This window comes from Streptomyces tanashiensis (genome assembly GCF_014648895.1).
Taxonomy (GTDB): domain Bacteria; phylum Actinomycetota; class Actinomycetes; order Streptomycetales; family Streptomycetaceae; genus Streptomyces; species Streptomyces tanashiensis.
On record NZ_BMRZ01000010.1, the window covers coordinates 37,787 to 52,607 of the forward strand.

The 14,821-nt window shown below is 69.4% G+C and carries 7 protein-coding genes; 1 reads left to right on the forward strand and 6 read right to left on the reverse strand.

The annotated features are described in order from the left end of the window. Positions 1–50: 50 nt before the first annotated feature. The 6 genes from IE237_RS40890 to IE237_RS26230 form a co-directional block, all read right to left on the reverse strand. Entirely contained in the window at positions 51–2,519 is a 2,469-nt protein-coding gene (locus IE237_RS40890) for an Eco57I restriction-modification methylase domain-containing protein (RefSeq protein WP_229842898.1), read from the reverse strand. Beyond that, positions 2,516–4,261 carry a hypothetical protein gene (locus IE237_RS40895; RefSeq protein ID WP_229842899.1) on the reverse strand — a complete coding sequence of 582 codons (1,746 nt, stop codon included), beginning with the start codon at positions 4,259–4,261 and terminating at the stop codon, positions 2,516–2,518. Before IE237_RS40895 ends, IE237_RS40890 begins: the two co-directional genes overlap by 4 nt. Further along, the gene (gene drmD / locus IE237_RS26215) at positions 4,258–7,506 is read right to left on the reverse strand and encodes a DISARM system SNF2-like helicase DrmD (RefSeq protein ID WP_229842900.1); all 3,249 of its coding nucleotides are present in this window, start codon (positions 7,504–7,506) and stop codon (positions 4,258–4,260) included. Before drmD ends, IE237_RS40895 begins: the two co-directional genes overlap by 4 nt. Positions 7,507–7,633: 127 nt before the next feature. After that, positions 7,634–8,815: a hypothetical protein gene (locus IE237_RS26220; protein WP_189804585.1), complete on the reverse strand. Its 1,182-nt coding sequence runs from the start codon at positions 8,813–8,815 to the stop codon at positions 7,634–7,636. Continuing rightward, the gene (locus IE237_RS26225; RefSeq protein WP_189804586.1) at positions 8,812–9,270 is read right to left on the reverse strand and encodes a DUF4365 domain-containing protein; all 459 of its coding nucleotides are present in this window, start codon (positions 9,268–9,270) and stop codon (positions 8,812–8,814) included. The genes IE237_RS26220 and IE237_RS26225 overlap by 4 nt, the downstream gene beginning before the upstream one ends. Before the next feature lie 193 nt (positions 9,271–9,463). Continuing rightward, entirely contained in the window at positions 9,464–12,088 is a 2,625-nt protein-coding gene (locus IE237_RS26230) for a GmrSD restriction endonuclease domain-containing protein (RefSeq protein WP_229842901.1), read from the reverse strand. 94 nt (positions 12,089–12,182) lie between these two features. Between IE237_RS26230 and IE237_RS26235 the strand changes: the two genes are divergently transcribed. Then, positions 12,183–14,378 (forward strand): UvrD-helicase domain-containing protein, encoded by a 2,196-nt coding sequence (locus IE237_RS26235; RefSeq protein ID WP_189804588.1) that lies wholly within the window; start codon positions 12,183–12,185, stop codon positions 14,376–14,378. The last annotated feature ends 443 nt before the right edge of the window (positions 14,379–14,821 follow it).

The window sequence follows — 14,821 nt, forward strand, 5'->3', positions numbered from 1 at the left end:
CGTCCCGGGACAGGTTTCTCCTGGTGAGGCCGCCACCCTTCTCTTGCGGGTCAGAACAAACTCGGCGGTTCCTCGGCAGGAGGCTTCGACTGCCGCTTGGCGGGGGCCGCCGCCTTCTTCTTGGCGCCCTTCTTGTCGTGCAGGCCGGCCGCGACTTCGGCGGCGTAGCGGCGCTGGTTCTCTTCGAGGAGCCGGTCGAGGATCTCCTGGCGGACGACGGGGCCGACGGTGTAGCGGGGGCCCTGACGCGTGTCGTGGAAACCGTGGTCGAGCCCGCCGGGCTCGGTGAGGAGATCGTCCCAGCCGTAGGCGCGGGCGACTTCCTCGTCGATGGCGCGGTGGATCTCGCGGAGTTCGCCGATGTCGGGGTCGGCGCAGGTCTCGTCATGGACGAGGTTGTACGTGGCCGTCAGACCGGTACCGCGAGACAGCATGAGGCGTCGCCGGTAAGCGTCGACCATCTCACCCACGTCGCGCAGGGCCAACGTGTCAGGTCGGGGGAACGTCCAGAACACATCCGACGGAGAATAACTCAAGTCGGTGCGCATTTTGGCGGATCGAGAGATGGCCCACCAGTAGTGGAACGATGAGTTCAGCAGCGCCAGCAGCCCGGCGTCCTCCGAGGCGAAGACGATCAGCTTCTGGTCCAGCACAGTCTCGCCGGTCACGAACACAGGGACCGCGGTTTTGCTGACCTGAGCCATCACTAGAACGCGCTCAAGACCCTCCACCGCCTTCAGCATGGCCGGGCGCTTCTCGGCATACTGCCACCAATAATCCCGGTACACCCTACGGTTGTTCATAGCCCTTTCAGGTTTGACCAGCTGAAGGACTTGCCCATAAGCCTCGGGGTATCCCTTCGCCCGCTCCTCAGGCCAGTCATGAAAATTGATAACCCATCGAGTCGGCGTGAAATCCGGGCGAGTATTGAGGTCTTTTCCGTTGAGATACGGAAAGAGCACTTCCCGATAGCGACTGTCTTTGCCGATCAGAGCCGATGCACGATCAGGGTCTATCACGAAGCCCAACCCTAGGACGTAGGACCCGATGAACGCGAACCCCTGGTTCTCGTGCAAAGATTCCGGATTTACGGTGATCCGGGACATCGCATCGAGAGAGGTGCTGATTCCCGAGACTGATGCCCCATCCAGCAGGATGCGGGCCTCATTTCTCAACGGAACGCGACTCAGCCACACCGCGCAATACTCTAGCAGAGCGCTACGAGAGGGCCATGGCTCGCTCTTCACTGCGGCCCGCAGAGTTACACCTTCCGCGACCAGTTGGTCGAGCCCCGCCTGTCGGGTGTCTCCTTGGGCAAGTGAATTAGTAGCCACAAGAGCAGCCTGACCGTTCACATTCAATAGATCGCTCGCGCGCAACAGGAAGTAGGCGACGAGATCGATGATGCCTCGGGCGCCACGCCCTACGTCTCCAACCAGGTATTCACGGTACGTCTCTCCGAAAGCACCGGTAACCTTGGGCCCGCCCAAGAACGGCGGGTTCCCCACCACCGCGTCGAACCCGCCTCGTTCCTCCCACACCTCCGGGAAAACCAGCGGCAAGTGGACCGGCTCCCTATCGAACGCGCCCTCCGGCTGCCCCGTAGCCAGCCACCCCCGTGCCAGCCGCTCCGCCGCCCGCAGCTCCGCCGCCTCAGCGTCACCCTCCGGCGCATCCGCCACATTGTGTGCAGCGGTCACCGCCTCGAAGGACAGCCGGTCCTGCTCCTTCTCGCCCCGGCCCGCGCTCGCCAGCGCCGCGCCCACCACCAAATCGGCGTACACGCTCGCCTGCCGGGTCTTCTCCCTCACCGACGCCAGGATCGCGCGCTTCTCCGCCAGCTGCTCCAGGTCCGTGCCCGGAATCTTCGCCAACTCCCGCCGCTTCTCGGCGACCTCAGTCACCACCCGCCGTACACCGCCCGTGAAGTCGATGCCGTCCCCGTGGAGCTTCCGGCCCCGCACCGGGTCCAGGTGCATCGCCTCCAGCTGGTCCACCGACGTGACGCCCAGCAGTGAGTCACCTGCCACCAGCCTGTCGTCCAGGAACGTGAACGGGCGCTCTCGGTCCATCGAGACCAGCCACAGCGACAGCTTCGCCATCTCGACGGCCATCGGGTTGATGTCGACGCCGTACAAGCAGTGCTCTATGACCTGCCGACGGGCCTCGACCATCACCGGGTCCGCCTCCGCGTCCACCGCCGAGGCGGACAGCGAGGCCGCCGCCTCCAGGTAGGCCGCAGCCCGCTCGTCGCCCTCCCGGCTCCAGGCCTCCACGAGCGCGACGGCCAGGTACCGGCACGCCGCCACCAGGAACGCCGCCGAGCCCATCGCGATGTCCGCGACCTTCAGTTTCAGCAGGTCGTCCGCCAACTTCGGGCGCCACTGCGTCCGGTCCGCCGTCTGCAGCGGGCCGTATTCGTAGATCAGCGGCTCCAGCGCCCCGTCCGCGACCTGCTGGGCCAGGGTTTTCGGGGTGTAGTGCGTGCCCGTGTTCTTGCGGAGCGAGGACTCCGTCACGTACAGGGCTCGGACCGGATCACGACCGGGAGGCCGCGCAGGTCCGGGCGGATGATGCCGTGGAAGGGGAGCAGGCGCTCCGCGAGCTCCGCGTCACCGCCGGTCGCCGCGAGGAGCTTGCGGCGGGCCTCGCCCCGCGCCGCGTCGTCCAAGGGGGCCAACGCCTTCGTCACCTTGGCCGCCGCGCCCAGGCCCGTCGTCTTGTTGTACTCGTCCGCGAGGGCAGCGCCAAGGCCGTCCCCGTGCGTGCGGGACAGGGACTCCAGGCGGGTCAGGAGGACTTCCGCCTCCAGGCCCGGCTTGCCCACCAGGCCCACGATCGTGTCCTCGGCGCGCCGGCCCTGGTACGAGAGCAGGCCCTCGTACACGTAACCGATCTGCTCGACGTCCAGCGTGCGGAAGGTGAGGCGGCGGCGCTCGCGCTTCTTGCCCGTGCCGATCGAGACGTACTGGACGGACTGGAGCATGTGGAGGACGGTGCGGTCGTCGATCGGGAGCGGGTCCGTGGGATCGTCGGCGCCGGTGCCTCGGCCCTCCAGCCACGGAAAGGCGTTGGGGTCGAAGATCGAGCCGTCGTAGGCGTGCATCGACAACGACGGGTGGTCGACTCCGCCGTAGACCGCGTTGAAGAGGGCGATGAGCCGGTGCCAGCCGGCCCAGGAGAGCTCCAGGTCCTCTTCAGTGGTCTCAGCGGCCCGGTCCTCAAGGTCCTTGCTCAGCCTACCGGCCGAATAGGACTGGACGTACAGCTCGTTGTCGCTGGGGAGGAGGCCGCGTTCCTCGGCGAAGAGGAGGAAGACGACGCGCATCATGATGGCGACGGCGCCCCGGTAGACGTCGTGGGCGGGGACCTCGGCGAGTCCGCGGCGGCCTTCGGCGCGTTCGTTGATGTCGGCGCGGCCGATGGCCTCGACGAGGAGTTCGACGGCCTGGCGGACCTGGACGCCGAGGGCGTCAGTGACGTCTTCCTGGCTGTCCAGGGACTCGCGGAGCAGCGGTAGCAGCATCTCGTCGTCCTCGACGGAGAAGAAGCGGCGGCGGCTGAGGAGCGAGCGGAAGGCGCGGACGACCACGCGTTCGGCGGGGGCGGGCCAGTCGACGCTGTCGAAGACGGCGGAGGTGGTGACGCCGCCGCGCGGCGCCCACACAAGGGCCCACCAGCGGCCGTCGGTGACGAGGCCGAGCTCGATGCCGTGGTGGCGGCAGAGGTGGGCCATGCGGTCGATGGGGGTGGCCGACCAGGTGGAGGCGGGGACACGCTTGGCGGGGTGCTGGCCTGCGGGGACGGACAGGCCGAGGATCGCGCAGTCGGCGACCAGGGAGGCCGTGTCGGTGGCCGTGCTGCCGGGCTCCAGGAGGGCGAAGGTGGGGGCCGCCCGCTCGCCGTCGTGTTCCGGGATGTCGACGGCGAGGCGCTCGGTCAGGCTCGCGCCCGTCCGCAACGCGTCTCCCCAGCCGAGGAGTTCGCCGAGGATGAAGTCGGTCCACGCCTCCTGGCCGGCCGCCGGGTCGGAGAGCCAGACCCCGTGTTCGTAGCGGAGGCTCGTCCGTAGGGGCTTGTCGATCGCGTCGAGCTGTGGCCAGGCCTTGAGCAGGACGGGCAGGGTGAGGAAGGGGCCGGACACGTCGACCAGGCTGAGCCAGTCGAGGTGCTGCTGCTTGCCGTCGGGAGCCGCCGGGCGGAAGGCTCCGCCGCGGGCTCGGCCCCGGCCGCCGGGGCCGTTCGTACGGTTAGTGCTCACTTGACGGCCTCCCGGCGGGGAACGACGAAGACGACGGCGACGGGGAAGAGGAGCGGCTTGGGGTCGGCGTAGCGCGCGGCGACGGAGGCGAGTTCGCGTTCCTTCTCGCTCTCCAGGGCGTGGACGCGCCGCTCCCAGTTCTCGCGGTCGCGGCGCTGCTGCTCGGCCTCCTCGAACTCCAGCTCCAGCTGGCCTTCCTCGGTGTCCGTCCTGCCGATGGCGGCACGCAGGGAGTCCCGGAAGCGGTCGATCTGGGCGGAGATCCGCTCCGCCTCGTCGCGGCGGCGGTTCTCCAGGCGGCTCTCCAGGGCGGTCTGGCGGTTGCGAGCGCGCCACTCCAGCGAGGAGACGAGGCCCTCGCCCACGTGGGGCCAGGCCGTGGTGAGGCGGTCGCGGAGGAGCGGGGAGGCCTGGGTGGAGTCGGTGAGGGCGTCGTCGAGAATCTCGCGGACTGTGGTGACCTTCTCCAGACGGCTGAAGCGGGCCGGGGCTCCGGCCTCCTCGCGGAGCCAGCCGCCGGCCTGGAGCACCTCCTCGTGGAGGCGGATGCCGTCCGCGCCGACGAGGACGAAGCGGGCGAACGCGCCGACGAGGGTGGTCTCCAGCTCGGGGTGGTCGCTGACGACGGCGGCGACCCGGGCGAGGCCGGCCTGGTTCTTGTTCCACACGGCGGCGCGCAGCAGGCGCGTGGACATGGAGACCAGGGGGTGGCCGAGGTGGGCGAGGACCACGTCGTCGCGACCCTTCGCCGAGGCCGCGTCGAAGGTGATGGGGCGCTGGATCTCGGGGCGCAGCTTGTCCGCCAGGCCCTGCGTGGCACGCTCCCAGGAGCTGGTGAGCGTGGGGACCTCGTAGAAGCCGTCCGCGCGACCCCGCTCGTCGGGGACCGGGCGGATGTCGTGCTGGCGGGCGAGCGGGAGGGCGGTGGAGACGACCCGGGCCACCCTGCCCGGGGTGATGCCGAGCGTGTCGACCGTGGCGTCGACCTGCTCCTTGAGGCGCTGGGCCTGGGCCTGGGCGTCGCGCTCGGCGGTGACGTTGCCGCCGCGCCGGGCCTTCTTGTTCGCGTACATCTCGGCCCGGTCGACGTCGAAGTCGGCGCCGAGGTCGCCGGTCATCCGCCGCTGGACGGCCTCGGCGAGGACGGCGTTGACCTTGCCCAGGTCCTCTTCCATACGGGCGACCTTGATGGCGACCCGGGAGAGGAATTCGAGGTCGGCGTCGTAGGTGTCGAGGGTCTTCTCGAAGCCGCTGCCGATGAAATGGACGATCTGCGGCGCGGTGGTCTGGCCGTAGCGGTCGATGCGGCCGATCCGCTGTTCCAGCTTGTTGGGGTTGAAGGGGATGTCGTAGTTGACCAGGCGGTGGCAGTGCCGCTGAAGGTCGATGCCCTCGCTGGCGGCGTCGGTGGCCAGCAGGATGCGGACGTCGTTCTCCGTGGGCTCGGCCTGGAAGGCGAGGCGGAGCTGCTCGCGTTCCTCGGCATTCATGCCGCCGTGGAGGAGGGCGACGCGGTCGCCGCCGAGGCCGTGGTCACGGAGGAGGTTCTGGAGCCAGATCTGGGTGTCGCGGTACTCGGTGAAGACGACCACACGCTCGTTGAGCCAGTGCCCGCCGTCGGCGGTCAGGCACTCCGCCTTGAGGTAGTCGATCAGTTCGCGGGCCTTGGAGTCGGCCTGGGCCTGGTGGCGGACGGCCCACTCCCGCATCTGCTCCAAGAGGCCGGCCTCGTCGCCGTCCGTACTGGGCTGGAGGGTGGTCGCGCGGGCGATGGCGTCATCCTCGGCATCCGCCAGGGGCTCGTCTTCGTAGTCCGCGTAGTCGTCGAAGAAGGTCTCCTGCCAGTCTTGGATCTCCTCGGCCGCCTCCTGCTTCCTGGTCCGCAGGGTCTCCAGGTAGACCTCGATGGTGCGGGCGAAGGCGTCCGGGGAGGAGAAGAGGCGCTTCTTCAGGAGCAGGGTGACGAGATCGGCGGCCTTGCGTCCGCCCTTGAAGCGGGTGCCGAGCTTGGCGCGGCGCAGCGCGGCGTACTCCTTGAGGAGCTGGTGGATGCGCCGCTCTTCCTCGGTGTAGTCGACGGGCAGCGCCTTGGTCCCGCGCTTCAGGAAGCGGCGTTCGCCGGTCTTCGGATCACGGATGTCGTCCTTGAGGCGGCGGACGACCGTGTCCTTGACCGCATCCGGGTCGGGCTCGACGCCCCGGGCGAAGCGCTGGCCGTCGATGATCTCCAGGAGGGCGGTGTACGACTCCTGGTAGCCGTTGTGCGGGGTGGCGGACAGGAAGAGCCGGTGCTCAAAGTACGGGGCGAGGCGGCGGATCAGCTTGGTCTGCTGCGAGTCGACGGGGTACAGCTGCTTGGGCGCGGAGGGGGCGACGTGGTGCGCCTCGTCGAGGATCAGCAGGTCGAAGGGGCGCTTGGCGGGTACGGCGGTGTCGGCGTCGGAGTCCTGGGCGGGCAGGACCTCGGAGAGCAGGCGCTGGGCCTTGGCGCCCCGCAGCCAGGGGAGGCTGACGATCGACAGCGGGTAGATGTTGAAGGGGTTGGCGGCGCTTCCGTGGGTGCGGCGGACCTCGGCGCTGCGCTCGGAGTCGATGACTGTGAAGTCCAGGCCGAACTTCTCGGCCATCTCGTCCCGCCACTTCACGGTGAGACCGGCCGGGCAGACGATCATGATCTTGTGGGCGCGGTTGCGGAGGATCAGCTCAAGGGCGACGAGGCCCGCCTCGATCGTCTTGCCGAGGCCGACGTCGTCGGCGAGGAGCAGGTTCACGCGGGGCGCCGCGATGGCCCGGGACACCGGTTCGAGCTGGTAGGGCTCGATGGCGACGCCGGACCGGAAGGGCGCCTGGAGCGTCCGTACGTCCGCCGAGGTGACCGCCGACCAGCGGACGGCGTCGAGGAAGGCGGCGAGCCGCTCCGGCGGGTCGAACTTGCCGGCCGAGACGTCGGGGAGGGAACCGGTGGGCAGCCGCCGGCGCCCCGGCTCGACCTCCCAGATCACGGAGAGGGTGTCGTTGTAGCGGCCCTCCTCGACGCTGTTGAGGGTCACCAGTGAGCCCGCGCCGGGCCTGCCGGTCCCACCGGTGTCGGCCCCGCCCTGGTCGACCTCGGCCACGACCCAGCGCAGGCCCCGGACCTCGACGAGGTCGCCGATCTCGGGGACCGCCCGCTCGTCCCGGGCCTCGGCGCTACGGCGGACCGCCCGGTGTGCCACACCTGCCAGGTCGGTGGTCGGCGTCGTCATCGCTCTCCGCACACTCCTCTTACCGCCCCGGCCTGGGCGAATACGTCAAACACAGCCATTCAAGCACGTGGGCGGCGGCCCACCGGGCCCACTCTGGCACGGCCGGACACCTGGCGTACCGGTGTTGTCACAGCACGTCGAAACCGGTGATCCGGGACAGCTCGTGATAGTTGCCGCGCCGTGTCAGGTCGCCCTCGATCCGGAGGTCCCGCCGGTCCCGGTGGGCGTCGGTGGCGCGGTCGTACTCGGCTTCCGTGAGGTGGATGTGGATCTGCCGCTCCTGACCGACGAGGTCGCCGTTCTCCCTCATCAGCCGGGCCACGACGGTCACATCGCCGGGGCCGATGTCTGCGGCGCGCTTGAGCTTCGTGGTCCGGCCCACGATCGTCACGCCGCGCTCGGGCGCCTGACGCCGGAGGTCCTGAGCGCCCTCGCGTAGGACGTGGACGTCCCTCGGGGAGAACGAAACCGGGGCGGTGTCGGCGGGAGCCGGCCAGCGCGGGGACCAGGCGAACGAGAGGGAGAAGCCGTGGAGCGTCGGCGAGTCTCGCCCATCGTGCCCGCCCATGCCGGCGAGGGCTTCGCAGAGGTCCGCCGAGATACCGAGGCGGGTGCCCGCCACGAACGGGTCGGAGTCGTCTCGCCTGTTCGCGAGCCCCGCTGCCCAGCGCGCGGCCGACACCGCCCCGTACATCCGGCGCGAGACCTTACGGGCGAACGGCTCCGGCGCCATGTCCCACTCGGGCACGTCCTCGAAGAGCTGTCCCGGCGACGCCGCCTCCTCCGGCAGGGGCACCTGCACCTGGAAGACGTAGCTTCCAGGACTCGACGGGCCGAACCGGGCCCTGTCGACGAAGTCCTTGGCCTTCTGGGGCTTGCGCCGCGGGTGGACCAGCCTCGGCCCGTCCAGCACGGTGTCGCACGCGGCCGCCATCAGCAGGTCCCGCGCGCTCGTGACCGCGAGCACCGCCGCTTGTACGGGGATGGTGCCCGAGGGCGTGCGCGGCATGGTCCGGATGTACTGCACGTCGAGGCCGGACAGGGTCAGGTCCTGGTGCACGGCGGCCGGGGGCCGCCCCTCCAGCTCGGCGAGCGCGCCGATCAGATCGGCCATGCGATCCGCATAGTCGGCGAGCTCGCTGTCCATGGGAAGCAGTACGCGGCGCGGCCGACCGTCCGACTCCCGCTCCCAGCGGGTGCTGTAGCGGACTCGGCCGCTCGGGCTCCAGCCCCTCTGTCGCAGATACCGTTCCACGTCGCGCGGCCGCAGCCGCTCCAGCTCGCGCTCGGGCACCCCTACTGCCGTCATGGTGCGGGTACCTCCTCGCACGCCCGGTGGAAGAAATCGTGCAGCGCGTCGACCGTGAGTAGATTCTCCCTCGGGACAGTGACAGTGACACTCTTCTGTCCCTGCTGAATCGGCAGCGGGCGGTCTTCCAGCGAGACCCAGTACGCGGCGTGCCAGAGGATCAACTCGAGCTCGCTCACCTGGATGTAGGAGGCGGGGTTCTGCGGCACGAGGACGACCACCAGATAGCAGGGCACCTGCCGGCGGCCGCGCAACCGCTTGAACTGGTCGATCGTCAGGGTGATCTTGAGGCCGTCGGTGACGTCGAGTTCGCCGATCCTCCGGGTCTTCACCTGAAGGGCGATCTGGACGTCGAGCTCGGGGTCCTCGTGGTCCCGCCCGAGGATCATGTCCTTGCCGATGTCCGGATAGGGCACAGCGACCTGGAATCCCGCCGCGGCGGCGATGACGGCCACGAAGGTCTCCCCGTACCACCCCTGGTGGTTGTTGTGCTCCATCCGCCCCCGCGCTCCGGTCGCAGGCCACCCGCCACGCACCCACGCCCGGAGTGACACCGATCACTGCCCGGCAGAGTAACCGAGCAGTGATCTTCCGTTAAGGGCAGATCCGGCCAGGGCCCTCGACTGTGTCAGGTCGCGTCGGGCGGGCTCACGCGGGACCCTCGGGAACGTCGTCGACGGGCCGACGGGCCTCCGCCAGCGCGACCGTGTGGACGAACCACTCCAGGACGCCTCGCAGCTCCTCGCCGTGGCCGGCGAAGACCTCCAGCGGGAACGAGGGACGCAGGTCCAGCTTCGCCTCCGCGAGGTCGACGCCCTCCACCTCGTTCAACCGCGCCATCAGCTCACGCCGCGGCATCTCGTCGTCGAAGGGCGGACGGCGCTTCAGGTGCTGGAAGACCACCTCGGCGGTGCCCGTCACCGGATACAGGGCCAGGGGCCAGAGCGATCGGGCAGGAGCGCCGCCCAGGGACAGCATCGGGAAGCAGCTGGTCTCACTCTTCTTCCCGTAGTCGAGGGAGCCTCCCTGCTCCTCCCAGAACCGCAGGCTCGCGAGCACTCCCTCCGCGGTGCCGGGCGTCTGGTTGTCGCGCAACAGCGTCTCGAAGCGTGCCGCCGCGGTCTCCCCGTCGCGGATATCTCCGGAGTCTCCCGCCCCCTCGGCGGTTCGGACCGGCGCCTCGTCCTCGAAGTCGTCCTTGCCCACCAGAGCGGCCAGGTCCGCCGCTGTGAGCCGATGGGCCCGGCGAGCGCGACCCCATTCGTCGAACGGAATGCCCTCGGACTCCAGAACGCGCCGCGGGTCGGGCGCGTTCTCCTGTCCCTCGGGCCAGCGGAAACCGGGCGAGATCTTGCCGTCGGCCATCAGCACGCGATAGGCACCGTGCAGGGCGGGACGGGTGCTGATGTGGCTGCCGACCGCGACGGCATGGGTACCGATGAGGGCGGCGAGGTCACCGTACGTCGTCCACGTACCGGCCGGCATGCTCAGCAGTGCCCGGCGCAGCTCTCCCCAGCCGAACCACTCGGCGTCGGCGTGGACCACCCCGTCGATGGGCCCGGGCCACAGCTCCACGGCCCGGTCGCTCATCTCCTCGGCGCGCGCGAGGATCTCCGCCCTCCCCCAGCGCTCCTGGGCCGCGATGTGCTGGTTCATGCGCAGGGCGCTGGAGTCGAGGATCTGCTGCTTGCGGTGGAAGGGGTGGTTGGAGAGACGGGTGTTGTCGCCGGAGAGCGTGAGGTTGCCGAGGGTGTGCACCAGCTGGCTGTGCAGCTCCTCCGGGCTCTCGGCCTCTCCGGCCTCCTCCGCGAGGAGGTCGAACCACTGCTGGGCGGGGTGCTGCGGCAGCACGTGCTCCACGGTGAGCTTCGCCTTGCCGTAGTCGACGGGCTCGCTGGCGGCGTAGCTCTCCTCGAAGCGGCGCAGAATCTCGAAGCGCTGGTGCGAACGCCCCGACTTGTAGAAGGGTCGGCTGCGGATCGACTCCCGTGTCACCGCGTCGGAGGGCCAGACCCGCGTCCCCGTCTTGGAGGACAGAGCGCGTCGCACCGCGTCCGCGAGCGAACACCCGTTCTCCAGTTCCTTCTCCACCTCCTTGGGCAGCTCCATGAAGGTGCGGTTGTTGCCCGTGGTGGAGTTCCCGGCGAACAGGCGACGCACCATGTAGCTCTCGGCGTACGCCAGGGCGGCGCTCGCTTCCTTGGGGTCGCAGTCCCCCTCGTCCAGCCGGTCGAGCAGCTGAAGCGCGAGCGGATAGTGGGTCTGGCCGCCCCAGCGGGCGAGCCGCTCCAGGACCTCGCGCAGACCAGGATCGCTCTCCCTCGACGGCTCGACGATCCGCATGAGGCGACCGGCCCGTACATACAGCCGCGAGACCTCCGCCTCCAGTGCGTCCTCGTCCGAACTGATCGGTTCGAGACGCTTCTTCTGGTCCCGGTAGATCTCGCTCTGCTTGGCCCGGTTGTCACCGTCGACGACCAGGTCGAGCCAGACGAGCAGCTCCAGCCTGGCCGGGCCGAGCAGCTCCTGCATCGGCAGCCATTGGGTGCGGTAGACGGCCTCGCCACGCTTGGGGAGGCACATGAAGAGGTAGTTGCGCAGCAGATCGCTCTGACTGAGGCCGACACCCGTGTTGTTGATGGACTCGAAGATCCGGTAGACGTTGTCGCCCTCGGCGGCGGTGATCGAGACGATGGAGAGGAAGTTCCTGAGCACGGACTCCACGGCGGCGGTCCACTCCTCGCCGGCGCGCTCCTCGCCCTCGGTCAGAGCGGCCAGGAAGAACCGGTACGCGCCACCGATGTTGCCCGGACCACCGGCGGTGGGGAGCGACTCCACACAGGCGACGAACGCCTCACGGTCGGCCTGCGTCGGCAGCAGACGGTAGTGGTCGTTCCCGTCCTGGTAGCCGTTGACCAGGATGAGGTCGTGAATCCGGGCTGCCTTCTTCTCCCGCCCCTGAGCCCGGTGCCGGTCCCGCAGGGCGGTGAAGGCGAGCATCAGCGTGGTCAGCCGCTGTTGGCCGTCCACGACGAGCCAGCGCTGCATCCCGCCCGCCGCGATCCGCTCGGGCGCGAGCACCACCGACCCGAGGAAGTGAGCCGCCGGCTCCCTGCCCTCCAGCTTGTCCTCGACGAGCTCCAGCACGTCGTCCCACAGCTGCCGCAGCTCGTCACGCTGCCAGGTGTAGGTGCGCTGATACAGCGGGACCTGGAACTGCGTCTCACCGTGCACCAGTTTGCTGAACGTCGTCTCCTGCGCGTGCACGCCCATCCCCTCCCCGACTCTTGCCCCGTCGGCCCGCCATTGTGCCGTACCCGGGTACGGTGATCAGCGGAATCGACGACCGTACGACCGGGGGCGCACTATGGCGACACTGGGAATCCACAAGGACTTCCTCCTGGAGTTCGCCAAGTTGGAGAAGCCTGTCCAGAAACGTGTGCATGAGGTCTTCGACAAGTTCCGGGAGCACCGGCACGCGGGCCTGCACCTGGAGAAGCTGGAGAAGTCCCGCGACCCGCGTATCCGGACCATCCGCATCAACCAGTTCATGCGCGGCGTGGTGCTGGCTCCGGAGGTGGGGGACAGCTTCCTCCTGCTCAAGGTCATGCCTCACGACGACGCCATCGCCTGGGCGGCCAAGCACAGGGCGACCGTCAACTCGGCCACCCATGGAATCGAGTTGCGCGACGACGTCGCTCTGGAACGCGCGACGGCCGGCATCGACCCCCTTCCGGACGACCGGCCCGGTTCCGCCGAAGGCACCGAGCGGCTGTTCGGAGGGGTCGCCGACAAGGACCTGATCAAGCTGGGCATCGATGCCGACCTGCTTCCCCTGGTCCGGCATCTCGGCACCGAAGCCCATCTCGACGCCCTGCACAAGATCCTTCCCGAGCAGCAGTACGACGTGCTGGCCGGGCTTGCGGCGGGCATGACGCCGGAGGACGTGTGGCGCGAGGTCGTCGCCGTACAGCTGGAGCAGCGCTCCGCGACACCGCGCGAAGCACGGGCTCCACGGACCGAGCCGCCCGCGACCCCGGTCGAGCAGGACGAGTTCTCCGCGGCCATGGCACGGTCCCAGGGGCGGATCGCGCTCGTCTCCGGCCCCGACGAGTTGACGGACATCCTGTCCCGGCCCTTCGATGCCTGGCGGATCTTCCTCCATCCCAGCCAGCGCAAGCTCGCCTACCGTTCCTCGTACACGGGTCCTGCACGCGTCACCGGCGGCCCCGGCACCGGGAAGACCGTGGTCGCGCTGCACCGTGCCCTGCACCTCGCCCAGCAGCTGCCGGCGGACGCACCCGACGAGGCGATCCTCCTGACCACCTTCACCCGCGACCTCGCGGCCGACCTGCGCAGCAACCTCGAACTCCTGATCCCCGAGCCCGCGCTGCGGGCGAAGATCCGAGTCGTCAACGTGGACGCCCTGGCCAACCAGATCGTCCGGGAGGACCACGGCGCACCGCTGGCGCTGGTAGCCGCACAGAAGGAGATCCTCACCCGCTGGAGCCGGGCGGCCCAGAGGCTGGAGATCGATTTCACCGACGTCTTCCTCGACCACGAATGGCGGCACGTCATCCTGGCCCAGGACCTCCGGTCGCCGGAGACATACCTGAAGGCTTCCCGCTCCGGGCGGGGAGCTGCCCTCAGCCCGCTCAAGCGGGCCCAGGTGTGGCGCGCCGTCGAAGCGTTCACCCAGGAGCTGCGCCGGGCCGGCGAGTGGACCTTCCTCCAGGTGTGCGCGGAGGCCGCACGCATCCTTCAGGACCGAGGCGGGGACCGCCCCTTCCGCCATGTGGTGATCGACGAGGCGCAGGACCTCCACCCTGCCCAGTGGCGCATGCTGCGCGCTCTTGTCGCCCCGGGGCCGGACGACCTCTTCATCGCGGGCGACACCCACCAACGGATCTACGGGAACCGGGTGTCCTTGCGTGGTCTCGGCATCTCGGTGTCCGGCCGGTCGACCCGGCTGCGCATCAACTACCGCACGACGAAGGAGATCCTGACCTGGTCGACCCGGCTCCTCGCCGACGCGAGCGTGGACGACATGGACGGCGGGCAGGAATCACTCGTCGGCTACCGGTCCGCGTACCGGGGCGCCAGGCCGGAACTCGGGGGCGCAGCCACCAAGCCAGAGGAGATCGCGGGCCTGGTCGCCCGGATCTCCGAGTGGATCGGGACGGGGGTCGCGCCGCACGAGATCGGTGTCGCCGTGCGGTACGTCCAGCTGGGCAAGGACATCGCCCAGGCCTTGGAGCAGGCGGGGATTCCCTCGCTCGTCCTGGGGGCGTCGGTGGCAGCCGGTGACGGAGTCCGGATCGGGACCATGCATCGCATGAAGGGGCTCGAATTCCGCTGCGTGGCCGTCGCCGGTGTGAGCGACACGGTCGTACCGATGCAGAGCGCCCTCACTCCGGAGGAGGTCGATCCCCAGCAGCACCGAGAGGATCTCATGGGCGAACTGAGTCTGCTGTTCGTCGCCTGCACGCGGGCGAGGGACGCCTTGCGTGTCTCCTGGCACGGCATCCCGAGCCCCTTCCTCCCCGAACGGGTCACCGCCTGAGGCCGCCGGCTCATGGGACAGAGCAACACCGGAACGGCCTGTCGGCCCTGGTTCACAGGCCGTGCTCGTCCCGGGCGGCCAGACGGAGGTAGGCGGTGAGGGCGTGCCAGGGCGGGACTCGCCGGCGACGGTGCGCTCCCCGCTGACGGTACCTGCGGAGTAGACCCGTCAATCAGCGCGATGCCGACCCCGCGAGGCATTGTTCCAGCACGTGGAGCAGCCTCCGAGTCATGTCAACTCACGCGACCCTGCGGCACCTTGCCCTCACCTGTAGTGTCGTCGGCAGCTCCTCCCCCCTCGGAGAGCTGCTGCAGGGCCAAGTCCGCAACGCCCACACCGCGCACCCACAAAACCCCAGGTCAGTCGCCCTTCTTCACCGGCTCCAGGATCGCCACGCACTCCACGTGGTGCGTCATCGGAAAGACGTCAGCCGAACCCGAGAC

What these genes read in the sequence shown, in the direction of transcription:
- IE237_RS26230 (WP_229842901.1), bottom strand. Translation starts at nt 12,088, where the DNA reads ATGGGCGTGCACGCGCAGGAGACGACGTTCAGCAAACTGGTGCACGGT.
- IE237_RS26235 (WP_189804588.1), top strand. Translation starts at nt 12,183, where the DNA reads ATGGCGACACTGGGAATCCACAAGGACTTCCTCCTGGAGTTCGCCAAG.
- IE237_RS26220 (WP_189804585.1), bottom strand. Translation starts at nt 8,815, where the DNA reads ATGACGGCAGTAGGGGTGCCCGAGCGCGAGCTGGAGCGGCTGCGGCCG.
- drmD (WP_229842900.1), bottom strand. Translation starts at nt 7,506, where the DNA reads ATGACGACGCCGACCACCGACCTGGCAGGTGTGGCACACCGGGCGGTC.